Origin of the sequence: Enterococcus sp. CSURQ0835 (genome assembly GCF_902706605.1) — a bacterium.
Lineage (GTDB): Bacteria > Bacillota > Bacilli > Lactobacillales > Enterococcaceae > Enterococcus_A.
This window is the reverse complement of record NZ_CACSLH010000025.1, coordinates 16,246-39,856: the sequence shown is the minus strand read 5'-3', so window position 1 is coordinate 39,856 and position 23,611 is coordinate 16,246. Positions and strand designations below refer to the sequence as shown.

20 protein-coding genes and 2 other annotated features are annotated in these 23,611 nt (G+C 39.6%); of the genes, 19 read left to right on the top strand and 1 reads right to left on the bottom strand.

Going from position 1 to position 23,611, the window contains the following annotated elements; genetic code table 11:
• Nucleotides 1-10 precede the first annotated feature (10 nt).
• From GVJ38_RS10365 to greA, 10 genes are all read left to right on the top strand, one after another.
• The gene (locus GVJ38_RS10365; protein ID WP_442896049.1) at nt 11-1,060 is read left to right on the top strand and encodes an NAD-dependent epimerase/dehydratase family protein; all 1,050 of its coding nucleotides are present in this window, start codon (nt 11-13) and stop codon (nt 1,058-1,060) included.
• Between the two features lie 146 nt (nt 1,061-1,206).
• Entirely contained in the window at nt 1,207-2,190 is a 984-nt protein-coding gene (locus tag GVJ38_RS10360) for a glycosyltransferase family 2 protein (protein ID WP_159723088.1), read from the top strand.
• An 11-nt stretch (nt 2,191-2,201) separates the two neighbouring features.
• Nucleotides 2,202-3,737, top strand: a complete 1,536-nt coding sequence (locus GVJ38_RS10355) for a lipopolysaccharide biosynthesis protein (RefSeq protein ID WP_159723087.1) — start codon at nt 2,202-2,204, stop codon at nt 3,735-3,737.
• Nucleotides 3,738-3,752: 15 nt separating this feature from the next.
• Nucleotides 3,753-4,892: a glycosyltransferase gene (locus tag GVJ38_RS10350; RefSeq protein ID WP_159723086.1), complete on the top strand. Its 1,140-nt coding sequence runs from the start codon at nt 3,753-3,755 to the stop codon at nt 4,890-4,892.
• Nucleotides 4,885-6,315: an O-antigen ligase family protein gene (locus GVJ38_RS10345; RefSeq protein WP_159723085.1), complete on the top strand. Its 1,431-nt coding sequence runs from the start codon at nt 4,885-4,887 to the stop codon at nt 6,313-6,315. Before GVJ38_RS10350 ends, GVJ38_RS10345 begins: the two co-directional genes overlap by 8 nt.
• Nucleotides 6,312-7,262 (top strand): NAD-dependent epimerase/dehydratase family protein, encoded by a 951-nt coding sequence (locus tag GVJ38_RS10340; protein ID WP_200849490.1) that lies wholly within the window; start codon nt 6,312-6,314, stop codon nt 7,260-7,262. The genes GVJ38_RS10345 and GVJ38_RS10340 overlap by 4 nt, the downstream gene beginning before the upstream one ends.
• A 39-nt stretch (nt 7,263-7,301) precedes the next feature.
• Nucleotides 7,302-8,822: a hypothetical protein gene (locus GVJ38_RS10335; RefSeq protein WP_159723083.1), complete on the top strand. Its 1,521-nt coding sequence runs from the start codon at nt 7,302-7,304 to the stop codon at nt 8,820-8,822.
• Between the two features lie 281 nt (nt 8,823-9,103).
• On the top strand, nt 9,104-10,045 hold the full coding sequence (locus GVJ38_RS10330) for a glycosyltransferase family 2 protein (protein ID WP_159723082.1): 942 nt from the start codon (nt 9,104-9,106) through the stop codon (nt 10,043-10,045).
• Between the two features lie 268 nt (nt 10,046-10,313).
• The gene (gene mltG, locus GVJ38_RS10325; RefSeq protein ID WP_235032866.1) at nt 10,314-11,783 is read left to right on the top strand and encodes an endolytic transglycosylase MltG; all 1,470 of its coding nucleotides are present in this window, start codon (nt 10,314-10,316) and stop codon (nt 11,781-11,783) included.
• A gap of 103 nt (nt 11,784-11,886) precedes the next feature.
• A complete protein-coding gene (gene greA, locus GVJ38_RS10320) occupies nt 11,887-12,360 on the top strand; it encodes a transcription elongation factor GreA (protein ID WP_159723081.1) in 474 nt (157 codons plus the stop codon).
• A gap of 67 nt (nt 12,361-12,427) precedes the next feature.
• Here greA and GVJ38_RS10315 read toward each other — a convergent pair whose 3' ends face one another.
• Nucleotides 12,428-13,705, bottom strand: a complete 1,278-nt coding sequence (locus GVJ38_RS10315; protein ID WP_159723080.1) for an O-acetylhomoserine aminocarboxypropyltransferase/cysteine synthase family protein — start codon at nt 13,703-13,705, stop codon at nt 12,428-12,430.
• 80 nt (nt 13,706-13,785) lie between these two features.
• Nucleotides 13,786-14,012, bottom strand: a binding site (T-box leader).
• A gap of 469 nt (nt 14,013-14,481) precedes the next feature.
• Here GVJ38_RS10315 and GVJ38_RS10310 point away from each other — a divergent pair.
• The 9 genes from GVJ38_RS10310 (at nt 14,482) to GVJ38_RS10270 (ending at nt 23,523) form a co-directional block, all read left to right on the top strand.
• Nucleotides 14,482-15,372 (top strand): homoserine O-succinyltransferase, encoded by an 891-nt coding sequence (locus GVJ38_RS10310; RefSeq protein WP_159723079.1) that lies wholly within the window; start codon nt 14,482-14,484, stop codon nt 15,370-15,372.
• 14 nt (nt 15,373-15,386) lie between these two features.
• Complete coding sequence (locus tag GVJ38_RS10305) at nt 15,387-16,685, top strand: aspartate kinase (RefSeq protein WP_159723078.1); 1,299 nt, start codon at nt 15,387-15,389, stop codon at nt 16,683-16,685.
• Between the two features lie 29 nt (nt 16,686-16,714).
• A complete protein-coding gene (locus GVJ38_RS10300; RefSeq protein WP_159723077.1) occupies nt 16,715-17,962 on the top strand; it encodes a homoserine dehydrogenase in 1,248 nt (415 codons plus the stop codon).
• 47 nt (nt 17,963-18,009) lie between these two features.
• Nucleotides 18,010-18,237 (top strand) — a binding site (T-box leader).
• Between the two features lie 77 nt (nt 18,238-18,314).
• Nucleotides 18,315-19,496, top strand: coding sequence for a MalY/PatB family protein (locus GVJ38_RS10295; RefSeq protein WP_159723076.1), 1,182 nt, complete (start codon nt 18,315-18,317; stop codon nt 19,494-19,496).
• Nucleotides 19,493-20,584 carry a PLP-dependent transferase gene (locus GVJ38_RS10290; protein WP_159723075.1) on the top strand — a complete coding sequence of 364 codons (1,092 nt, stop codon included), beginning with the start codon at nt 19,493-19,495 and terminating at the stop codon, nt 20,582-20,584. The genes GVJ38_RS10295 and GVJ38_RS10290 overlap by 4 nt, the downstream gene beginning before the upstream one ends.
• Before the next feature lie 11 nt (nt 20,585-20,595).
• Nucleotides 20,596-21,255: an amino acid ABC transporter permease gene (locus GVJ38_RS10285; RefSeq protein WP_159723074.1), complete on the top strand. Its 660-nt coding sequence runs from the start codon at nt 20,596-20,598 to the stop codon at nt 21,253-21,255.
• Between the two features lie 34 nt (nt 21,256-21,289).
• Entirely contained in the window at nt 21,290-21,910 is a 621-nt protein-coding gene (locus tag GVJ38_RS10280; protein WP_442896050.1) for an amino acid ABC transporter permease, read from the top strand.
• On the top strand, nt 21,910-22,656 hold the full coding sequence (locus GVJ38_RS10275) for an amino acid ABC transporter ATP-binding protein (protein ID WP_159723096.1): 747 nt from the start codon (nt 21,910-21,912) through the stop codon (nt 22,654-22,656). Before GVJ38_RS10280 ends, GVJ38_RS10275 begins: the two co-directional genes overlap by 1 nt.
• A 15-nt stretch (nt 22,657-22,671) precedes the next feature.
• Nucleotides 22,672-23,523, top strand: coding sequence for a transporter substrate-binding domain-containing protein (locus GVJ38_RS10270; RefSeq protein ID WP_200849488.1), 852 nt, complete (start codon nt 22,672-22,674; stop codon nt 23,521-23,523).
• The last annotated feature ends 88 nt before the right edge of the window (nt 23,524-23,611 follow it).

Genomic DNA, 23,611 nt, shown 5'->3' with positions numbered 1-23,611 from the left:
GAGGGATTTCTTGAATGAAGTAACATCTTTTACAGCGGAGTTTGAAAAGATCGATCATCTCCAAAATTCGAGTACTCTTGATGGACATTCCTTTTTGATTATTGGTGCAACCGGCATGATCGGCTCTTACTTAGTTGATTTTTTGATGTGGCGGAATCATGTTTATAATGCAAAAATAAAAATTTATGCGATGGGTCGCAATAAGCTACGCTTGGAAGAACGCTTTACTCCTTATCTTACTTCAGATTTTTTTGAATTAGTAAAAGGGGATGTGACTGAGCCGTTGCCATTGACGGTCGAAGCCGATTATGTTATCCATGCTGCTAGCAATACGCATCCACGAGCTTATGCAACTGATCCAATCGGAACGGTCATGACCAGTTTGATGGGAACAAAACAAGTCCTTGATTATGCGGTAGCTTTTAAGACTGAGCGAGTGATTTTTTTGTCGACAGTAGAAATCTACGGTGAGAATCGCGGCGATGTGGAACGATTTACGGAAGACTATTGCGGTTATATCGATTGCAACACGTTGCGAGCAGGTTATCCAGAAGGAAAAAGGGCGAGTGAAAGTTTGTGTCAAGCCTATCGTTCTAAATACGGAGTCGATATCGTGATGCCGCGAATTTGTCGGACATTTGGCCCAACTCTGCTATTGAATGATTCCAAAGCTGCTTCACAATTTTTATTAAATGGGGCTCGGCAAGAAAACATCGTATTAAAAAGTCAAGGCGAGCAATTTTTTTCCTACGCTTATGTGGGGGATGTCGTCTCAGCGCTCCTCTTCTTACTAAGCCACGGCGAAAGTGGGGAAGCCTACAATATTGCAGTTGCCGAATTTGATTTACGTTTAAAAGAGCTGGCTAAAAAAATAGCCACTGTCAGTGGTCAAAAGGTAATCTTTGATTTGCCTGATGCAGAAGAACAAAAAGGTTTCTCAAAAGCTAGCAAAGCATTGTTAGATCCGAGTAAGCTTCACCAGTTAGGCTGGAAAAGTCTCTTTGACTTGGATGAAGCTTTGCGACAAACGATCGAAGTGTTACGAAAAAAAGTCGTGTAGTGAATCACACGGCTTTTTTTGGTTAAAAAACTTTCAACTTTTTAAAAACGAGTATAGTTTAAAATGAAAATGACTTTATTGTTCATTTTTATGCTAAAATGACTAATTGTGAATACAGCATAAATAAAAATTTAGGTGGAAATAAGATGTATCAAATCAGTGTCATTGTGCCGGTTTATAATGTTGAGAAGTATTTAAAAAAATGTATCGACTCAATTTTAGACCAAACATTTGATGATAAATATGAGATTCTGTTGATCGATGATGGTTCAACTGATCATTCAACTCAAATATGTGACCATTATGCAGCTGAACATCCTGAAATTCGGGTGATTCATAAAAAAAACGGCGGGTTAAGTGATGCTCGAAATGTTGGAATTGAAGAGGCTAAAGGCCAGTTTATTTGTTTCATTGATAGTGACGACTACATTGCTCCTGAAATGCTAGCTAACTTGTATGGGAATCTAGTCAATTATCAAGCTGACATTAGTTCTGTTGAATTGGTTGATGTCTATGACGGTCGTTTGATCCAAAAAGCCGAGCATGGCAAAGTCGAGGTGTTAGATCAAAAAGCGGCTATAATTGCTGTCTTACAGGGAAATCAGTTCTATGCTTATGCGACCAATAAATTATTTAAAAAGACCTTGTTTGAAACGGTTCGTTTTCCAGTTGGAAAAATCGTGGAAGATGCTTTTGTTATTATGAAACTTTTATTACAAGCCGAACGAGTAGTCGTGTCTGATTGGCCAGGCTACTTTTATTTTCATCGTGACGATAGTATCATTGGTGCTGCTTTTTCTAAAAAAAGTTTTGATGTAATCGAGGCTTGGGAAAAGAATGCGGCTTTAGTATTGGCGTACTACCCTGAATTAGCAGCAATCTGTCGACGGAGAATTTGCTGGGCTTACTTTTTTGTATTGGATAAAATGCTTGTTTCGACGAATCCAGTGCCCGTCTCAGAACAGCAAAAGGTAATCCAAACGCTGAAAAAAGAACGAGGGTTCATTTTATCTTACTCAGGTTTTACTAAAAGCCGAAAAATAGCTATTATCGTACTGAGTTTCAATCCGCATTTTTATCGTTACTTAGTTCTACAACAGGAAAAAAACAAACGGAAGCATTCTGAGTAAAGGAGAGTTAAATGCAAAAATCCAGATTATATTACTCGTTGATGAACTCATCAATTTCGACGATTGTCTTTTTCTTTAAATTAGTGATTCAATTTGTTGCACGAACCTATTTTATCCAGTTTTTAGGGGTCACTTATTTAGGAATCAACGGATTGTTTTCAAATATCTTGAGTCTGCTTTCGCTAGCTGAGTTAGGTATCGGGACGTCCATTGTCTATTCCATGTATCGTCCGATAGCTGAAAATAATCAAGGGGAGATCAAGGCACTGATGGACCTATATAAAAAGGCCTATCACTACATTGGAGTAGCTGTAGCTGTCTTAGGTTTAACCTTAGTACCCTTTTTAAAATATTTTTCGGCTGACTTAGCAACAACTGATCACTTTGTCTGGTTTTATCTGCTATTTCTTGGTAATTCTGTTTTGAGTTACTTTTTCACCTACAAACGCTCGATGCTGATTGCGGATCAGCGGACTTATACTGTGAATATCAATGATTTCTTATTTTTACTGTTTAGTAATGCTTTACAGATTTTTTTATTGTTCCACTATCAAAGCTTCACGATCTATCTAGTGGTACAATTGATTTTTACTTTATTAGGGAATATCAGTATTTCGTTAAAAGTCGACCATGATTATCCTTTTTTAAAAGAGTCAGGTCATCAGCCACTCTCAGAAGCAGAAGTCAAGGAGATCAAGAAAAATGTTGTCGGTAACATGAGTTCTAAAATTGGTGGAGTCGTCGTTATGGGGACCGATAGTATTTTGATTTCAAGTTTTGTTGGTTTAGCTGCAGTAGGCTACTATTCGAATTACACGATGATCATCAATAATGTGCAAAACCTCTGTAAACAAGTTACAAATTCAGTTACGGCGAGTGTGGGGAATTATATTGTTTCTGCTAACAAAAGACAAGCATTGGAACTGTTTCGTCGTCATTTATTTGTTAATTACACGATGATTTATTTTGCTACGTTGATTTTGATTGCGATTTTAAACCCCTTTATTACCTGGTGGATTGGGGAGAAATTCACTTTACCACCGCTGACAGTAGGGTTGATCATTTTTAACTTAGTCATTCAAATGTTTCGAAATACCAACTTTGTCTTCATTGATTCTTTTGGGTTGTATTGGGTCCAACGTTGGAAATCGATCATTGAGGCAGGCATCAATCTGGCCGCTTCCTTGGTTTTATTGATGGCGTTTAAAATGGGAATCAACGGGGTGTTACTAGGAACGATTATTTCATCTTTTGGGTATGTCATGTGGGTAGAAGTCCACTATATCTTTAAGTATGGTTTGGAAGAACCGTTGCGAGTTTATATCAAATTATTTATTTTCTATATGCTGCCACTGATCTTAGCCTCAGTAGTTGTTTTGACGACACAGCAATTTTTACCGTATACTAACTTTATAAGTATTCTCCTTAAAATGGGTACGGCACTGTTAGTGGGGCTTGTTTTATATCTTGTTTGTTTTTTCAAAACAAGTGAGTTTCATTATTTAGGATCAATTGCGGGTCGGCTAGTTAAACGAATCATCAAATAAAAAGGTTGTGTGAAATTGAAAATCGGAATTGTTGGTCCTTCATTTGGTTATGGGGGAGCCAATTTAGTGGCAGCAGCTGTGGGGAACCAATTAGCTGAAAATCATGATGTTTATTTTTTGCCTTACGAAGATGAAGCTAATGTAACAGCGATTCCTAGTAAACGATTTTGTAGTCTAGTCCAGCAACGATCGATTTGGCAAAAAAGGATCATTCAAGTGAAAAAAGGAATCGAGCTTGGGCTACAACACCAGTTGACTCCTAGTCGATATATCGATGATGAATTTAAGCATTTGACTCAGATTATTCAGCAAGAAAAACTGGATGTAATTATTTTAAATTCTTATGTCGCAATCGTCCGGTTTTGTTCACGAATTAAGGCGCTATTTCCACAAATCAAATTGATTGCTTGGCTCCATGAGGATCCGGATTATGCGTCAGAGGTAACTAAAAATTATCGACCAGTGTTTGAAGAAAGTCTTCAGCAAGCAGATAAAGTTATCTGTTTAAGTCAGAAAGCTTGGCAAGTTTACCAACAACTTAATCCGCAAACCGAAATTATTTACAATCCGCTGATTTTAGCCAGCACAGGTAAGTCTGATCTACGACAATCAGTGATTTCTTTTACCACCCGTTTAGATATTGAAATTAAAGGGTTGGATCTTTTATGTGAAGTTGCCAAAAGTCTTCCAGATCCTTGGGTGATTAGGGTGGCGGGACAAGGATCTGAAAAAGAAGAAGCTGCTTTTAATGAACTGGTTAACCAAATGAGAGTCACCACTAAAATCCAATTTGTTGGCCCGCTGACGGGGGATGAATTGGTAGCACACTATCTAAACAGTTCCATCTTTTTATCAACTTCACGGACAGAAGCTTTGCCACTAGTGATGATCGAAGCATTATCGTTTGGATTACCGATCATAAGTTTTGATCATAGTGGAGCTAAAGAGTTGTTAGAAAATGGAAAAGATGGAATTTTAATCGCGGATTTAAATACAACAGCGATGGGGAAAGCTGTTAATCGTTTGATTGAACAGCCAGCTGAAAGACAAGCGTGGCAAGTCAAGTCGCTAAAACGAGCTAAAGAATTCAGTGTAACAACAGTAATGAAAAAGTGGGAACGGGTACTAAATGAGTGGAGAGAGAAAGATGAATAAAAAAGTACCAAATGATATCGAAGAGAAAATAAAGTTTTTTGAAAAAAGCTATTTTTTAGTTTTGCTAGTTGCGTTGATCGTTCGTTCCTTTAATGTGTTTAGTTTATTACCATCTAAGTACGATAGTATAGTTTTTGGTATCTTAGGTGCAGTTGGTGCACTTATTGCTATTTATGAAGGTATAACGGTCCTTTCCCAGAAAAAGGTCGTGACCAGTGATTGGTTGCTAGTGATTTTTTTACTCGTCTTTTTTATATCTAGTATTATCAATCGCCAGTATGGATTAGGTGGGAATATCAAATTATTGGCTTGGAATGCTGTTTATATTTTAGGACTTTACTTATTAGTCAAACGGTTGAGTAAAGAGGATACTTTTTTTCAACGAATCGATTGGATCTTGATTATAGGTACGTTTATAATGTCACTTATTTCAATAGGGATGTATCTTATTCGTTTTAGTTATGTTTATGTCTATGGGCCGGGGCCAAGAGATCATATCCGAATTGGTTTTTTAGAATCTCGTCTATTTGGTATTTACGGAGATCCTAACTTTGGAGCTACTACAGCAGTAATCGTTTTAATATTATCGATTTTTTATTTAGTCAGTCACTGGAAGCTCTATTCTAATCTAGCTAAGGTTTTTTTATTCTTCAATATTATTCTTCAATATTGTTATATGCTTTTATCTGGTTCGAGAAGTGCGTTGCTACTATGTTACTTGAGTTTAGTTTTGGTTACCTTTGCTGCAGTTTTTTCTAATAAAAAATTGGTAAAAGCAGGATTATTGAAAAAAATTATTTTGAGTATATTAGCAATAATTGTGGTGGGAGTATGTTTTACGGGGATTCAAGCTGGATCAAAAACAGTGCTATCACATATTTCAATAGCAGATATTCACCCAAATACGCCAAAAAAATCAGATAAGGCTGATTTAACGAGAAAAGATGTGGCAGACAATGACGACATTTCCAATATGCGTTTTTCTATCTGGCAAAGTGGGATTGAAATTTTTAAAACATCGCCTATTTTTGGTGTATCACCTAGAAATCTGTTTCCTTATGCAGTTGATAAACTACCTAAAACATATATTGCTCAGAAAAAGATCGTTACCCATAATACCTTTATCAATCTGTTAGCTTCAACGGGAGTTTTAGGGTTTGTTTCGATTATGGCTTATTTTATTTTTAATGCGTACAAAGTATTAGCTCATTTGTTTAAAAAGAAACTTCGATTGTTGAGCTATCCTTATTTGTATACTTTGATTGTTATTGTGATTGCTGCTTCAGGATTTTTCAATAATGAGTTTGTTTTAGTAAATACGATTGGAACGTTAATTTTTTGGCTATACTTGGGTCGGTTAAATCTTTGGTGGAATAGAGATGAAGAGATTGCTTTGCATGACCAGATTGAGGGGGAGAGATAATGAGATATTTAGTTACGGGCGGTGCCGGTTTTATTGGATCTAATCTAGCTAATTATCTAGTAAAAGATCATCAAGTTGTAGTGATTGACGATCTTTCCATGGGGAAGAAGAGCAACTTAATTGATTCTCCTAATCTCACGTTTATTGAGGGATCTGTAACCGATCAACAATTGATGGAAGACACACTCACAAATTATAAGTTTGATTATATTTTCCATTTAGCTGCTATTGCGAGTGTAGCAGATTCCGTAGCTCGTCCAGTTGAAACGCATCAGGTCAATTTCGATAGTGTTTTGTTACTGTTAGAATTAACTCGTCGAACGCAAAAAAAGTTAAAACGATTAGTTTTCAGTTCATCGGCGGCAGTCTATGGAGACGAGCCGACATTACCTAAAAAAGAAGAGTCTGTCATTCGACCATTGACTCCGTATGCGATTGATAAATTTGCTGCAGAGAGCTATGTATTGGCTTATTCAAACTTATATGATGTTCCTTGTAGTGCTGTCCGCTTTTTCAATGTCTATGGCCCAAATCAAAATCCCAAATCACCTTATAGCGGAGTGATCTCGATTTTAGTTGATCGGTATAAAAAGTTGCAGGCTGGTCAAGAGGCAAACTTTACCTTATTTGGTGATGGTAGTCAATCTCGTGATTTTGTCTATATTGATGATGTGATTCAAGCATTGCTTTTAGTAGCAGATAAAAAGACGGCATTGGGTCGACAATTTAATGTTGGAACGGGAAAAGCGTTGAGTTTGAATCAATTGATTGATGTGATGAATAAAAGTTTAGGTTTAAAATTACCAATTGATTATCAAGCGAAACGTAGCGGGGACATTCGTGATTCATTAGCAGACACTCAGCGTCTTACAACACTGGGCTTTAAGAACAACTTTACAATAGCTGATGGAATAGATCGTTATTTTCATTTTGAAGGATTAAAATAGCAAAACTATGAATGGCACTCTTTAAAAGGGTGTCATTTGTTGAATGGAGCGCGTATGTCAAAAAAAAATTTAAAAAATGTCTTTGTTGTAATAATCTTTTTGGTCAGTTTAATAGTGATAAGTTTGGGGTTTTGGTCAAATCCTTTCTCTAAGATATTGTTAGGTCATGACAGCTCGATGTTTTACTATTTTGGTAAAGGAATGGCAAACGGATTGATTCCTTATACAGAGATGCTAGATCATAAGGGGCCTTTTTTATTTTTAATCGAATTTTTTGCAGTTAAACTTAATCTAGGAGTAACTGGTTTATGGTTAGTAGAAGTTTTCTTTTTAGCGATGGCATTATTTTTTATCTCTCGTACGGCATTTTTACTAACTAAAAACAAAATTGCGTCAGTCTTTATTTTTCCGATGACAATTGGACTGTTTCTTCATATATATGAAGGTGGAAATTTATCAGAAGGATATGCAGTCGCATTAATCGCCAATGCTTTGTATTTATTTTGTAAGTTGTTTCTCAATCACAAATTGGCTAGTGTAGAATATGCTTGGATTGGTGTTTTAGGAGGTCTAACTTTCTTTTTACGGGGAAACATGATTGCTCTGTGGGTGATTTTTTGCTTTAGTCTGTTGATTGAAGGAATGGTTGAAAAAAATTATCAAAAATTGGTCAAACAAACGATTTTGATATTTTTAGGGGGCGTCGTTGTTGTTCTTTTGATATGTTTGTATTGTTGGAGAATTGGAAATCTTACTGAAATGATTCAGCAAGCTTTTGTGATGAATTTTAGATATTCAGCAACCACTTGGAATGAGCGCCTAAAAATGTGTCGCTTTTTTTTAGAAGTTTTAATTCCTTATGGGCTTTTAGCTTTATTAGCATTAGCTGGAATCAGTATGATGACGAACAAGGCTCCGCGAGAACAAAAGCGGCTTTATGTAGTTCTTAGTATTTATTTTCTGGCCAATTATTATACAGTTGTTCTTTCGGGTCGCCCGTATCTTCATTATTTAGTGACGCAATTACCGATCATATTACTCTTTCTAGCAATTCTTTTAGCTACTCTTTTAAAAAAGGCTAAGTCATCAGTTACTGCATTCTTTATTTGTTTGTTACTATTAATGATTCCAGCTCTAGCAACTAAAAGAGATATTCAAAATAAAGTCTTAGTAACCAATCGTGGGACAGAAGAAATAAACCAAAACGTTAAACAAGAAAAAGATCTAGCAGATTACATTAAACGTCATTCTACGGTTAATGATAAAATCTATGTCCATAATTTGGGAGCTAATCTTTATTTATTGAGTAATCGTTATGCTAATTCACGTTTTTTTGTTTTACCAGCTGTTGATTATACGAAATTTCCTAAGTTACAGTCGGAATTCCAACAAGCTTTGACAGTTTCATCGCCTAAATATATTGTTGTGAAACAGGAAATATTAGATCAACCAGTAAATGACTCTAATCTAGATCAAACGGTTTTGAAAATTTTACAAACCAAGTATCATCCGGTTGATCAATTCCAGGGACAAGAACAAGTTCTTTTCCAAAAAAATTAGCTAGAAAAGTAAATTGAGAAAATTTGAGTGTTAAAAGGTGATAAACAAGATTGATACATGACTAGAATATATTATCTAGTATCAGAGAGGAAAGTGTATCATTGGTAACACTAGTAATTAGTTTTGAAAAATCTAGTTTATTGAGAACGGATTAAGTTATTATTGATTCTGTAGATAAAATCTATTACCCTTGATTATATCATTCCTAGCTACTGATCTTTGCTACATTTAAGCAGATATTTTTGATTATTTATCTGGTAATTATTCTAAGGAGATTATTCATGAGTAAAATTGCTATCTTGATTCCTTGTTACAACGAAGGTCTGACGATCAAAAAGGTGATTAATGACTTTCAACGGGAGTTACCCCAAGCTCAGATTTATGTTTATGATAACAACTCAACCGATGATACGTACACGATTGCTGTAAACGCAGGAGCGATCGTCAAAAAAGAACCGCGGCAAGGAAAAGGCAACGTGATCCGTCAGATGTTTTTTGATATCGAAGCGGATTATTATTTGATGGTGGATGGTGATGATACTTATCCGGCGGAAGCTTGCCACCAGTTGCTAGCTGAATTGGAAAATGAGCAAGCCGATATGGTGATTGGTGATCGGTTGTCTAACGGAACGTATTTCGATGAGAACAAACGCGCGTTTCATGATTTTGGCAATAATCTAGTCAAAAATTCTATCAATTATTTGTACCAGGCAGACATAAAAGATGTGATGACGGGCTACCGCGGTTTCAATCGTATCTTTGTTAAAAGTTTTCCAGTGATGAGTTCTGGGTTTCAAATCGAAACGGAATTTACGATCCATGCGCTAGATAAACGTTTTAAACTAGTGGAGATCCCGATTGATTACCGTGATCGTCCGGAAGGTAGTGAGTCGAAGCTCAATACTTTTTCCGATGGTTTCAAAGTCTTGAAGACGATTTTTAAAATGTGCAAAGACTACAAGCCGATGTTTTTTTTCAGCATTTGGTTTGCACTCTTTTTTATCTTAGGTTTATTGGTTGGCATGCCGGTGATCGTGGAATTTGTTAAGACTGGCTACATCACCAAAGTACCATCTGCAGTTTTAGCGACTGGCATCATGATCTTGGCTTTGTTGTTGTTAGTGACAGGCTTCATCTTAGACACCGTTGTGACCGATGATAAAAAACAATACGAGTTGAATTTGTATCGGCTGTACGCTGAAAAGCGATCAGGGAGTGATTAAGCCTAGAAAAATTATTGATAATCCCTTCACTCCATGGCACTAGGGTGTGTTCATGAAAAAAGCCGATTGATCATGTGCAAAAGTTTAGTTTACGCTACGTTTTGATCTTAGCTCTTAGTTTACCCTTGTTTTTAAGCCTGCCATTTTTCAAATTTTCAAAATAGTAATTAATTGATTTTTTTATAACTATTAATAAAATCCCGTTTCCCTCCTCTTTAGTTTCATGTATAATAGACAAAGTTATGACATGAAGTAAGGAGGCGTTGTTTTGTCTGAGGATCAAAACACACACTCTGGAGAAGAATCGTTTAAGGAACAAGTTATGAAAGCGCTGGAGGAGAGCCGTAAAAAACGGGCTGAACAAGGAATCCAGTTAGCCGATGAACAGTTCACTAGCCGCAGCGAGCGACGACGGGCGGGGCAATTAAAACCGCTGCATTCCGAACGTCACGAAGAGCCAGTGATCGCCAGACCTTCTTCAGAAACAGCAAAAACCTCAAATACGATCGAAAACCATGCGGCTGCAACATCTTCGGTTTCAGAAGATGAGGAGCCTTCTATTTTTGAAAAAATGAAACTCAAATATGAACGTCTGCATGAAGAAGATGAACAATTTGAAGGGGATTTAAGTGAGGAGAAAAACTTGAAACGTGTAACGAGAAGAAAAGAAGATCGAGTTGCGAAAAAGATCGTGTATGTGTTGACGGCAGCAATTGCGATCATTGCGGGGATCTTATTGATCTCGGGGTATAATTATGTCAATGCCGGACTTAAGCCGCTTGATCAAAATGATAAACAAAAAATCCAAGTGGAGATTCCAAGCGGGTCGTCCAATCGTCAAATCGGAGATATTTTAGAACATGATCAAGTCATTCGCGATGCGACGGTTTTCAATTTGTATACGAAGATGAAAAATCTGACGAATTTCCAAGCGGGCTATTATCATTTATCCGCTAACATGTCGCTGGATCAAATCAGTAAAAAATTACAACAAGGCGGAAGCGCCGAACCTTTGGATCCTGATTCGAAGATGACAGTCCCAGAAGGCTACGACATCGAAAAAATCGGCAGCTTGATCGCGAAGAAAACGAAATTTAAAAAAGCTGATTTCATCAAGCTGATGAAAGATGAAACGTTCTTCAAGAAATTGGAAAAAGATTATCCTGATCTGTTAACGGATGCGGGTAAAGCAGAAGGGGTTCGCTATCGGTTAGAAGGCTATTTGTTCCCAGCAACCTATAACATTCATAAAGCGAAGACATTGGAAGATCTCGTCTATCAAATGGTTGACACGACGAACCAAGTGATGTCACCTTATTACAGTAAGATCAAACAAAAAGGATTGAACGTCCAAGAAGTGATGACGCTAGCTTCCTTAGTTGAAAAAGAAGGGGTCACACCGAATGACCGCCGAAAGATCGCGCAAGTCTTCTTCAATCGGATCGATGCGCAAATGCCAATCCAATCGGATATCTCGATCTTATATGCGTTAGGGGTTCACAAAGAATTAGTCACCTTTAAAGATACTGAGGTCGACTCACCGTATAATTTATACACGAATACCGGTTACGGTCCAGGACCATTTGACAATCCAAGTTTAGAAGCGATCCAAGCGGTGCTAGAACCTGAAGCTAATGATTATTATTACTTTGTAGCTGACACGTCAACTGGAAAAGTGTATTATGCCAAGACGTATGAACAACATATGAAATTAGTTGATAAATATGTCAATAAGTAGTAAAGTGGGCTTCAAGAATTAAAAAGTAATGGACAAGTAATCTTTCGCAGAATAATTTTGCGAAAGATTACTTTTCGTAATTATGTAAAAGGAGATCAGTGTTATGGTAGAAAAAGTTTATCCAATGACTCATGAAGGCAAAGAAAAATTAGAAGAAGAATTAGAATACTTAAAAACGGTCAAACGTGGTGAGATTATCGAACGGATCAAAATTGCGCGAGGCTTTGGCGATCTTTCCGAAAACTCGGAGTATGAAGCGGCTAAAGATGAACAAGCTTTTGTGGAAGGTCGGATCAATACGTTAGAAAGTATGATTCGTTTTGCGCAAATTATCGACAATGAAGATGTTGCAGCAGATGAGATCTCGATTGGGAAGACCGTGGTCTTTGAAGAACAGCCTGACGGGGAAGAAGAAGAATACACGATCGTTGGGAAAGCAGAAGCTGATCCATTTGCGGGTAAGATCTCAAATGATTCACCAATCGCGCAGGCTTTGATCGGGAAAAAAGTTGGCGACACGGTGACCATTGCGACACCTGGTGGCAATATGTTAGTGAAGATCACAGCCGTTAAATAATAGTTTATTTAATCAGACAAAAGCAGCTGAACTACTTGATTTAAGTAGCTCAGCTGCTTTTTTACGGTTAAATTTTTGTCAGTGCTTGATCTAAGTCCGCGATCAAATCCGCGACATTTTCTAAGCCGATAGATAGGCGGATCGTTTCTGGTTTAATACCGACGGCTTGCAATTGTTCTGCTGATAATTGCGAATGAGTGGTGGAAGCCGGGTGGATGATCAGTGATTTGGCATCGCCGACATTTGCTAATAGCGAGAACAGTTTTACTTGGTTGATCACCGTCTTACCGGCAGAAGCACCAGCTTTGACCCCAAACGTAAAGACTGAGCTGACACCTTTGGGAAAATAGGTTTGCGCTAAATCATAGTAGCGATTATCTTTTAACGTGGGGTAGTTGACCCACGCAACTTTTTCGTGTTGTGCTAAGAATTCCGCCACTTTTTGAGCATTTTCGACGTGTCGGTCTAAACGTAACGAAAGCGTTTCTAACCCTAAAATCGTCAGCCATGAATTAAACGGAGCCGGGGTGGCACCGGTATCGCGCAATAAAATCGTTCGCAAGCGTGTGATGTAGGCGGCATTACCAGCGGCTTGTGTCCATGATGTACCGTGATAGCTGGCATCAGGTTCGACTAAACGCGGGAATTTTCCGCAAGTCCAATCGAAATTTCCGGAATCGATCACTGCTCCGCCTAATGCAACGCCATGACCGGCAATGTATTTTGTGGTGGAATAGACGACGATATCGGCACCGACTTCAAATGGTTTGAACAAGTAAGCTGTCGCAAAAGTATTGTCAATGATCAAAGGGATCTCAGCAGCGTGGGCGATTTCTGCGACAGCTTTAAAATCGATGATCGTAATATCAGGATTGCCCAATGATTCTAAAAAGATGGCTTTCGTATTTTCTTTGATAGCTGCCGCAAAATTTTCGACGTTGTCTGGATCGACGAATGTTGTCTCGATCCCAAAGTCGGGTAAGGTGTGAGCAAATAAATTATATGTCCCACCATAAAGAGTGGAAGCAGCCACGATATGATCCCCCACGCCCGCTATATTTTGGATGGCATACGTGATGGCTGCCGATCCTGAAGCTGTTGCAACTGCTCCCACACCGCCTTCTAATAAACTCAAACGTTCTTCAAGGACAGCCGTCGTCGGGTTCGTGATGCGCGTGTAGATATTGCCGGCATCGCTCAGTCCAAAGCGAGCCGCTGCTTCATCAGCATCTTTGAAAACATAAGACGTCGTTTGGTAAATCGGTAGAGCGCGGCTGCCAGTTTCATCCAATGATTGCCCGCCGTGTAATTGGATCGTTTCAAAATGTTGTTGGTTTTCATTCATAAAAAATTCCTCCTTGAATTGACTGTTGTCATGATTAATCGTCGGTGGGGACAAAAAAAGTCCTCTCTTTCTGCTAAGAAAGAAAGGACGACGTGACTCGTGGTACCACCTTTGTTCGTGTAAATACACCTTGACCAGTACAAACATACTGTTGCTAACTAACGGAGCAGACCCGCTGACAGTTCATCTTGCAACTTGCCATCAGAAGCTTCGAGACCATCTTCAATCAAATCGAATTATCTGTTTCCACCAACCACAGACTCGCTTAAAATTTTATTTGATTTACTCTTCTCTTCAACACTTAATTTTAATTTGTTGGTCTTACAATACAAAATTTTTAATCTGTTGTCAAACAGAATTAAACAAAAAAATTTTATAAAAAAAACGTTTCTTTAAATAGCACGGAAAATGATCGCTTTTTTTATTTTTAGGAATTGACAATTTAAAACAGCCACTTTATAATTTGGAAAAATAAATGAGAAAACAATGAACGCTGAAGAGAAGAGTAACGGACAATAGCTGAGACAGAGACCTCGGTAGGTGAAAAAGAGGACAGTGAGTGTCTGTGAAGATGAGCTTGGAGTTTTTTGATTTGTTCACGCAAAGAAAACGAACTGCGCCCGTTAACGCGCCGAGTATCACGTGGTACTTTGAGGCAGCAATGCAAGGGTGGTCAACTGAAAAGTTCCCTTTACCGAAAGTCGGTAGAGGGAACTTTTTTCTTTAGCAGAGTAAGTCTAACACTATCTAGTTTACTCAAAGAGAAGGAGGTAAACATGCCAATCAATGTCCCGAAAGATCTGCCCGCGGTGAAGATCTTAACCAAAGAAAATATTTTTGCATTTACTCCGCAACGAGCGCGCCAACAAGACATCCGGCCGTTAAAAATTTTGATCGCCAATTTAATGCCGCAAAAAATCACGACAGAGATCCAATTGTTACGTCTGCTTTCCCAAAGTCCGTTACAGCTTGATGTGACGTTTTTAAAAATGAGACACCATGCAAGTAAGACGACTAGTGCCAGTCATCTTGATACTTTTTATCAGGAATTTTCTGCGGTCAAAGCTGCTAATTTTGGTGCGCTGATCATTACGGGCGCACCGGTTGAAAAAATGGCGTTTGATCACGTGGATTACTGGCAGGAATTGACTACTGTGATGGAATGGAGCAAACGTCATTGCACATCTGTTTTACATATTTGTTGGGGTGCTCAGGCTGGTTTGTTTTATCATTACGGAATCGACAAAGTGCTGCAACCGGAAAAAATTTTTGGTATCTTTCCTCAACAAGTTGAAGCAGCTGATCGATTGGTTGCAGGTTTTGATGATTTATTTTACATGCCTCACTCGCGTTATACCGGCATCGAAACGGAAAAATTAACGTCAGCTGGATTAAACGTCATTGCGACGGGAAAGGCGACTGGTCCTAGTATCATTTGTTCGGCGAATCATAAGCAACTGTTTGTGTTAGGGCATTTTGAATACCAGACAGAAACGTTACAAGTCGAATATGAACGGGACCAGGCAAAAGGACTTGCAACAGCTGCGCCTGAAAATTATTTTGCAGCTGACGGGAAGATCTTCAACCGTTGGCGAGCCCACGCTACTTTATTTTTTATGAATTGGATCAATGATGTGTACCAAGTCACGCCTTATGACTGGTGTTAAGAGAGGGATAGAAAATGAAAGTTGCAAAATTTGGTGGTTCTTCGCTTTCTTGTGAAGAACAATTTAAAAAAGTAAAACAGATCGTAAAAAGTGATCCGACACGGCAAATCATCGTCGTGTCTGCCCTAGGAAAACGTCAAGCCCAAGATGATAAAATCACCGATCTATTATATATCTTAGCGGCCCATTTGCGTCATCGGGTTTCTGGAAAACGATTGTGGGAACAAATCACACAGCGCTTTTGGCAAGTGAAACAAGAATTAGGACTGCAATTGCCGCTGGAACGCTACTTGACGGAAATCGAGGAACACATGCAACAAGGTGCGACGCCAGAATATTTAGTCAGTCGCGGGGAATTTTTAACGGCTCTTTTAGTGAGCAACTATCTCGGGTATCAGTTTGTCGATGCCAAAGAATTGTTCGCTTTTCATTACGACGGCAAACTCGATCAACTTAAAACCGAACAGCAAGTGCAACGCGTATTGGTAAAAAATAAAAAAATTGTCGTGCCGGGATTTTATGGTGCCTATCCTAACGGTGAGATTCATTTAATGAGTCGTGGTGGCAGCGATGTGACAGGGGCGATCTTAGCTAGTGTGGTTGGGGCGACGCTCTACGAAAATTGGACGGATGTCGCGGGGATTTTATTGGCAGACCCGCAGCTAGTCGCTGATCCAGTGACGGTCTCTCAAGTGACGTATCAAGAATTGCAAGAGCTGTCTTTTATGGGGGCAAACGTTTTACACGAAGAAGCGATCTCGCCAGTGGAAGTAAAAAATATTCCGATCCAAATCAAAAATACGAATCAGCCTCAACTTGTCGGGACGACGATCTCGGAAACTAGTTCGGATCAACGTTTGATCACCGGGATTACAGGGAAAAAGGGGTATTTATCTTTGCTGATGTCTAAACGTAAAATCATGCCGGAAGTCGGTTTTTTAAATAAGATGATGAATATTTTTCACCATTATCAAATTTCGATCGAATACATTTTAAGCGGTTATGATAATGTGCGGGTGATCTTCTCGCAAGAAACAACACCGCTAAATATTTATCAAGTGATGGAAGAGTTAGAAACAGAACTGGCTCTAGATGAAATCACGCTTGATCGTGATTTGTCCTTGATCGCAGTCGTGGGTCGTGCGTCTAAGCAAACGGTCGGTCTGTCGGGAAAAGTATTTACGATCTTAGGGCAGCATGCGATCAACGTGTCATTGATCTCGCAAAGTAATTATGACTTGAATGTGGTGATCGGCGTACGAGATGCGGACTATCAGCAAACGATCAAAGTGTTATACGAAGGTTTAGTCTAACGATCAGTAGTTTGACAGGAGGAAAATAAATGACAAAAGAAATCAAAATTGGGTTGTTAGGGATCGGTGTCGTGGGGACTGGAATCTTAGAACAATTGAGTGAACAAGAAAAATTAACGGCGATCACCGGAATTACGTTTACCGTCAGCAAAGTTTTAGTTCGCGATCAAGCTGAAAGAAAAGCCAAAGTAGAAACATTTGGTGCACATCCAGTAACCGAGATCGCAGCGATTTTAGAAGATGACGAGATCGAGATCGTCATCGAAGCAATCGGCGGCGTTGATCCAGCTCGTGGGTACATCGAGGCGGTTTTAAAGGCGCAAAAACATGTGATCTGTTGCAACAAGGATCTTGTGGCGACCGCGGGAATCTCACTGGCTCGCTTGGCAGAAGCACAAAAAATTGGTTTTTTTTATGAAGCGAGTGTTGGGGGTGGCATTCCGATTTTACGCACGTTAGCAACGAGTTTTCAAGGCGATGAAATCCATGAGATCGTTGGCATCATCAATGGCACGACGAACTTCATGTTGACAAAGATGTTGACGGAAAAACTGAGCTATGCCGAAGCTTTGAAAAAAGCGCAAGCATTAGGTTTTGCCGAAGCAGATCCGTATAATGATGTCGCCGGATTAGATGCGGCTTATAAAATGATCATCTTAAGTCGATTTGCTTTTGGGATGGATCCAGCCATTGAACAATTACAAATCACTGGGATTGAAGACGTGACACTAGCTGATTTAGTGGCGGCAGAAAAATTAGGCTACGCAGTTAAATTAGTGGGCCAAGCAAAACGATCAGCGGCCGGCTTACAAGTTTCGGTTGCCCCCACTTTGATTGCATTAAACGATCCCTTAGCTTCAGTTGCCAATGAGTTTAATGCTGTCGAGGTCAAAAGTGCGCGCGTGTTGGATTCCGTTTTTTATGGTCCGGGAGCGGGGGCGCGGCCGACTGCCAACAGTGTCGTAAATGATTTGTTGGATATCGTGTCGATCGAACGGAAAAACCCGGTCTTACCCTTTAATCATTATGAAGCCGAAACGATCTTAGCACCTGAACATGAATATCGCTATTTATTTTTATTGGATGACCCAGCAGCGATGTCAGTAGAATTGTTCACGACAGCCGAGGTACCCATTACTCAGCAAAAAAAAGTTGCGGATCAGACGGCTGTTTTCACGCCAGCTTTGACAGATAGTCAGTATCAACGACTGGTGACCGGATTGCAAGAACAAGGAATAGCTTTTAAAGCATTTCATGTATTAGAAGAAAAAGCTTAAAAAATGTTGACTATTTTGAAAATAATATTATAATTTGATTAATATAAAAAAAGACATTGAAGAGAAGAGTAGTTTTTAGTTGGGTTACAGCGACCTCGGATGGTGGAAACGAGGACCTTTGCTAAAAGATGAAGATGAGCTCTGAGTTTTCTAAATGGTTCACGCTGTTTAGACGGTCACATCCGTTAAAGTGCCGAGTTTCATTAGGAACTGTCGAGGTGTTGGCTGTGAGGTCAGCATAAATGAGGGTGGTAACGCGCAAAGTCGTCCCTTTGTCAAATTTTGGCAAAGGGGCGGCTTTTTTTATTTAGACCGCTAACCGACAATTAATTTACGGAAAGGTCGTGATGACATGACGATTGAAACATTTATTGCAACGTACGGTGTAAACCGCAAACAAACCGATTCGTTGAAATGGGACGCGCTAGCTGAACGGTATGGTGATGCTGATTTGTTACCGCTGTGGGTGGCGGATATGGAATTTAAAACACCGCATTCTGTCGTAGCCGCATTGCAAGAACGCGTAGCTCACGGAGTGTTTGGTTATTCGAATGTACCGACTGATTATTTTGCAGCGTATGCTGGTTGGCAAGCACGTCATGAACAAACACCGTTTCAAAAGGAATGGCTCTTCTTTTCTACCGGCGTCGTGCAGTCGCTTTATGATTTGATTGCTTGTTTTACCGAAGTTGGCGATGCGATTTTGATTCAGCCACCGGTTTATTATCCATTTTTCAATGCGATCGTAGCACAAGATCGGAAGCTGGTGACGTCTAATTTGATCCGTCAAGGTGCTACGTATCAAATGAATCTGACCGATTTTGAACAAAAAATCGAACAAGAACACGTGAAAGCTTTTATTTTATGTTCGCCTCACAACCCGGTCGGCCGCGTTTGGCAACCAGCCGAATTAATGGCGATTTTAGAAATCTGCCAGCGCCATCAGGTACTCGTGATCGCAGACGAGATCCATTCTGATTTAGTTTTTCAACCCTTTACGTCAACGGCTTCGCTTGCGTCAGCTACTGGGTTGGAAAATTTGATCGTCGTCAATGCACCGTCGAAAACGTTTAATTTAGCGAGCTTGCTGCATTCTCACATTTGGATTCCAGGAGCAAAAAGGCGCGGTACTTACGAGGAGTGGGCAGCTCGACATCGCCAGACAGAAAATAGCTCATTAGGCCAACTAGCGGCTAAAGTCGCGTATGAGACTGGTGATCAGTGGTTGGAAAATTTATTGCAAGTCATTCAGCAAAACTATGAATACGTAAAGAATTGTTTGGGCACTGCTTTGCCAGAAATCAAAATCGGGCCTTTAGAAGGAACCTACTTGTTGTGGCTTGATTTAACTGATTTAGTTCCGGCAAATGAAGTGAAGACTTATGTACAAGACCAAGCAAAGCTCGCCGTTGATTTTGGTGAATGGTTTTCACCGGAAACTAAAAATTTCATTCGCTTGAATCTCGCGACGACACCGAACATCATACAAGAAGCTTGTGATCGCTTGATCGCAGAAAAAGGAGAGCGCTTATGACCAACATTACAACGTATTTAACTCAATTAGGTAATCACAGTGATCAGCAAACTGGCGCGATTTCAGCACCAATCTATCTATCGACGACTTATTCGCATCCAAAATTAGGCCAAAGCACCGGTTATGATTACACTCGAACTAAAAATCCAACGCGAGATATTTTAGAAGCGGGGTTAGCAAAATTAGAAAATGGTACGCAAGCTGTTGTCACGAGTTCTGGGATGAGCGCGATCCAATTAGTGTTCAGTTCCTTTGATGCTGGGAGCGAATTTTTAGTTTCGCGGGATCTATATGGCGGCAGCTTTCGTTACTTTACGGAATTAGAACGGCAAAAGTGTGCAACGTTTCATTACTTTGATGATTTTACTAGTTTGAAAAATCAATTAAACGAAAAAATCTCCGGTGTCTTTTTAGAAACGCCCACCAATCCTTTGATGAATGAGATCTCGATTGAAGCGGTTAGTGAATTGACGAAAAAAATAGGCGCGACTTTGATCGTCGATAATACTTTTTTAACGCCCTTACGCCAAAAACCATTGGAGCTAGGGGCAGATATCGTGATCCATTCAGGCACAAAATTTTTATCTGGCCACAATGATATTTTAGCTGGTGCCGTCATCACAAAAGACGAAGCATTAGGAGAAAAAATCGCCTGGCTCGCTAATACAACGGGACCAACCTTAGCCAGTTTTGATTGCTGGTTGTTTATCCGAAGTTTAAAAACGTTTCCGCTACGATTCGAACGCCAAGAAGAAAATGCTAAAAAAATTGCAAAAGCGTTAGCCGATCATCCAGGGATCAAACAAGTTTTATATCCTGAAAAGGGAGCTATGATCAGCTTTTATGTCACCGATGCTACAAAGATCGCTGCCTTGTTAGAACGGTTAGCGATCATCACGTTTGCTGAAAGTTTGGGCGGGGTTGAAAGTTTGATCACTTATCCAACGACGCAGACCCATGCGGATATTCCTGAAAAACTGCGGGAGTCTTATGGTTTGACGCCGGATCTTTTACGCTTATCGGTAGGAATTGAAGATGCTGATGACTTAGTGACTGATCTGCTTCAAGCGTTGGCGGTGTTTGAATAGGAGGAAATTTGATGGATTTGCAGATCATTCAAGAAAATATTCCGTTGTTTGTCAAAGGGATGAAAGTCACGGTGACCCTAGGTGCAATCGGGATCGTGTTATCCATTTTATTCGGGTTTATGATCGCATTGTTTCGCTTTTTTAAAGTTCCGATCTTAACACGGATCTTGACAGCTTATATCGAATTGTCACGCAATACGCCGCTTTTGATCCAATTATTTTTCTTATACTATGGCTTGCCAAAACTGGGAATCCCGTTGGCAAAAGAATTAGCCGCGATTATCGGCTTGACCTTTTTAGGAGCGGCTTATATGGCAGAAGTTTTTCGCGCTAGCTTTGAGTCAGTCTCTCAAATTCAATTGGAGGTCGGTCGCTCATTGGGCTTTAATGGATTTCAATTAGCGACGGTAGTCCTGCTGCCTCAAGGAATGAAATTAGCGATCCCCAGTGTCGGAGCCAATTGTATTTTTTTACTAAAAGAAACTTCAGTCTTTAGTGCGATTGCAATCATGGATCTGACAAACGTGACCAAGGATTTGATCGGGATGTATTACATGACGCGCGAATTTTTATTGATGCTTGTGGTCAGCTACAGCATTTTGATTATTCCAATGGTCGTGATCTTGTATTGGCTGGAAAAAAGTGTAGGAGGTGTTTCCGCTGGGAGTTGAAATCATTTTTGCCGGAAATAATTTTTGGCGTTTGATGGGCGGGGTGGTGGAAGTCATCAAACTATCGGCCATCTCGCTAGTGATTGGTTTGATCTTAGGGATCTTATTTGGGATCTTGCGAACGACTAATAGTAAACTGATTCGCGTTTTTTTCAAACTTTATTTGGAGATTTTCCGCATCGTACCGTTGTTAGTACTGCTGTTTGTCTTCTATTACTTATTGCCCGAAGTGTTGAATAAAGAAATCAATAATCAAACCGTTTCGATTTTAGTCTTTGTACTCTGGATCTCAGCGGAAATGAGTGATTTGGTTCGTAGTGGGATCCAAAATGTCAGCTCGATCCAAGTGGAGATCGGAAAATCATTAGGCTTCAATCGGATTCAACGTTACCGGTATATTTTATTACCGCAGAGTTTTCGTTCGATTTTGCCAGCTACGATCAACTTAGTGACCCGCGTGATCAAAACGACCAGCTTATTGATGATGATCGGAGTGACGGAAATGATCCGGGTTGGAACACAGATCATTGAACATTATACGGTCAAAGTTCCCCTTGCGAGCTTGACTGTCTATGGATTCATCTTTTTCTTATATTTTATTTTGTGTTATCCATTGAGTCGATTGGCAGCACAATTGGAAAGGAGAGCAGCATGATGGTCGAGATGATGATCGAAACAACGAAATTAGTTAAGCATTACGGAACTAAGATCGGTTTAAAAGATGTAGATCTAAAGGTAAAAAAAGGAGAAGCTGTCGCGATCTTAGGTCCTTCAGGTAGTGGGAAAAGCACTCTTTTACGTTGCTTAAATGGATTAGAGACCGTCAGTAGCGGAGAAATCATTTTTAAAGGTCAGCCGATTCAGCCAACAGAAAAAAATTGGCAAACATTACGACCTGAAATCGGAATGGTTTTTCAAAGTTATGATTTATTTCCGAATCAGACGGTGCTGGAAAATGTTGTGATTGGCCCGATCAAAGTTCAAAAACGTCAACGAGCAGAAGCAGAAAAGGTCGCCTTGGAATGGCTAGACCGGGTAGGATTGCGGGAACGTGCTTCAAGTTACCCACGAGAATTGTCTGGTGGGCAAAAACAACGAGTGGCAATCGTCCGCAGTCTGTGTATGAATCCAAGCTTGATGCTGTTTGATGAAGTTACCGCTTCATTAGATCCAGAAAATGTCCGCGAAGTTTTAGAAGTGATCTTGGAATTAGCAAAAACAGATAAAACTTTGTTGATCGTCACTCATGAGATGGCTTTTGCTCGTCGGGTTAGTGATCGCGTGATTTTTATGGCAGATGGTGAGATCGTTGAAGAAAATCAAACCGCCGCCTTTTTTGATCAACCGCAAACCAGTCGTGCAAAACAGTTTTTACGAAGTTTAGACTTCGAAAATTTATAAAAAGAGAAAGTGGGAATGAAAATGAAAAAAAGATGGGTCGCAATTATTGCATTTTTAGCACTAGCATTAACGGTTGGGCTAAGTGGCACAACCCAGTCAGCTCAGGCTGCCGATAATCCGTCGTCAGTCAAAGCGATCAAAAAACGAGGGAAACTAAAAGTTGCCGTCTTTGGTGATTTATCACCCTATGGTTATGTTGATTCAGAAGGGAAAAATCAAGGGTATGACGTTTATTTAGCCAAACGTTTAGCTAAAGACTTACTAGGAGATGAATCAAAAGTCGAGTTTGTCGTAGTGAATGCAGAAGAACGCGTGGATGCGCTAAAATCAAATAAAGTCGATTTAGTATTGGCTAATTTTACAAAAACGCCGGAACGAACACGAGTAGTCGACTTCGCTTCACCGTATATGAAAGTCGGGATTGGCGTGGTGTCACCAAAAAAAGCTGAGATCACCAAAGCTAAACAATTAAATGATAAAAAATTGATCGTAACAAAAGGAACGACGGCTGAAACGTACTTTACTAAGAAATATCCGAAGATCAATTTGGAAAAATATGAATCTAAAAGTCAACAGTTCCAAGCCTTGACGGATGGGCGGGCTCAAGCATTAGCTGATGATAATACGTACTTATATGCGTGGGTCAAAGAAAATCCAGATTACAAAGTCGGGATCAAAGAGATCGGAGAAGTTTCTACGATTAATCCGGCTGTGAAAAAAGGGAATAAATCATTGTTGAAATGGGTCAATAATGATCTTAAAAAGTTGAACCAAGCTGATTTCTTTGAAACGGCCTATAACGAAACGTTGAAACCATTCTTTGGAGAAGACATCAAACCAAGTGATGTGATCATCACTAAAAAATAAAATAGATAAGATCGGAGCGCTGTTCAGTGTAGCAGCAGCTTCGATCTTTTTTTGCAGTGAAGCTAGGAGCTAGTTTTTATTTTGGCAT

What these genes read in the sequence shown, in the direction of transcription:
- GVJ38_RS10285 (WP_159723074.1), top strand. Translation starts at nt 20,596, where the DNA reads ATGGATTTGCAGATCATTCAAGAAAATATTCCGTTGTTTGTCAAAGGG.
- GVJ38_RS10355 (WP_159723087.1), top strand. Translation starts at nt 2,202, where the DNA reads ATGCAAAAATCCAGATTATATTACTCGTTGATGAACTCATCAATTTCG.
- GVJ38_RS10295 (WP_159723076.1), top strand. Translation starts at nt 18,315, where the DNA reads ATGACGATTGAAACATTTATTGCAACGTACGGTGTAAACCGCAAACAA.
- GVJ38_RS10345 (WP_159723085.1), top strand. Translation starts at nt 4,885, where the DNA reads ATGAATAAAAAAGTACCAAATGATATCGAAGAGAAAATAAAGTTTTTT.
- GVJ38_RS10330 (WP_159723082.1), top strand. Translation starts at nt 9,104, where the DNA reads ATGAGTAAAATTGCTATCTTGATTCCTTGTTACAACGAAGGTCTGACG.
- GVJ38_RS10270 (WP_200849488.1), top strand. Translation starts at nt 22,672, where the DNA reads ATGAAAATGAAAAAAAGATGGGTCGCAATTATTGCATTTTTAGCACTA.
- GVJ38_RS10310 (WP_159723079.1), top strand. Translation starts at nt 14,482, where the DNA reads ATGCCAATCAATGTCCCGAAAGATCTGCCCGCGGTGAAGATCTTAACC.
- GVJ38_RS10280 (WP_442896050.1), top strand. Translation starts at nt 21,290, where the DNA reads ATGGGCGGGGTGGTGGAAGTCATCAAACTATCGGCCATCTCGCTAGTG.
- GVJ38_RS10290 (WP_159723075.1), top strand. Translation starts at nt 19,493, where the DNA reads ATGACCAACATTACAACGTATTTAACTCAATTAGGTAATCACAGTGAT.
- GVJ38_RS10300 (WP_159723077.1), top strand. Translation starts at nt 16,715, where the DNA reads ATGACAAAAGAAATCAAAATTGGGTTGTTAGGGATCGGTGTCGTGGGG.
- greA (WP_159723081.1), top strand. Translation starts at nt 11,887, where the DNA reads ATGGTAGAAAAAGTTTATCCAATGACTCATGAAGGCAAAGAAAAATTA.
- GVJ38_RS10315 (WP_159723080.1), bottom strand. Translation starts at nt 13,705, where the DNA reads ATGAATGAAAACCAACAACATTTTGAAACGATCCAATTACACGGCGGG.
- GVJ38_RS10275 (WP_159723096.1), top strand. Translation starts at nt 21,910, where the DNA reads ATGGTCGAGATGATGATCGAAACAACGAAATTAGTTAAGCATTACGGA.
- GVJ38_RS10305 (WP_159723078.1), top strand. Translation starts at nt 15,387, where the DNA reads ATGAAAGTTGCAAAATTTGGTGGTTCTTCGCTTTCTTGTGAAGAACAA.
- GVJ38_RS10360 (WP_159723088.1), top strand. Translation starts at nt 1,207, where the DNA reads ATGTATCAAATCAGTGTCATTGTGCCGGTTTATAATGTTGAGAAGTAT.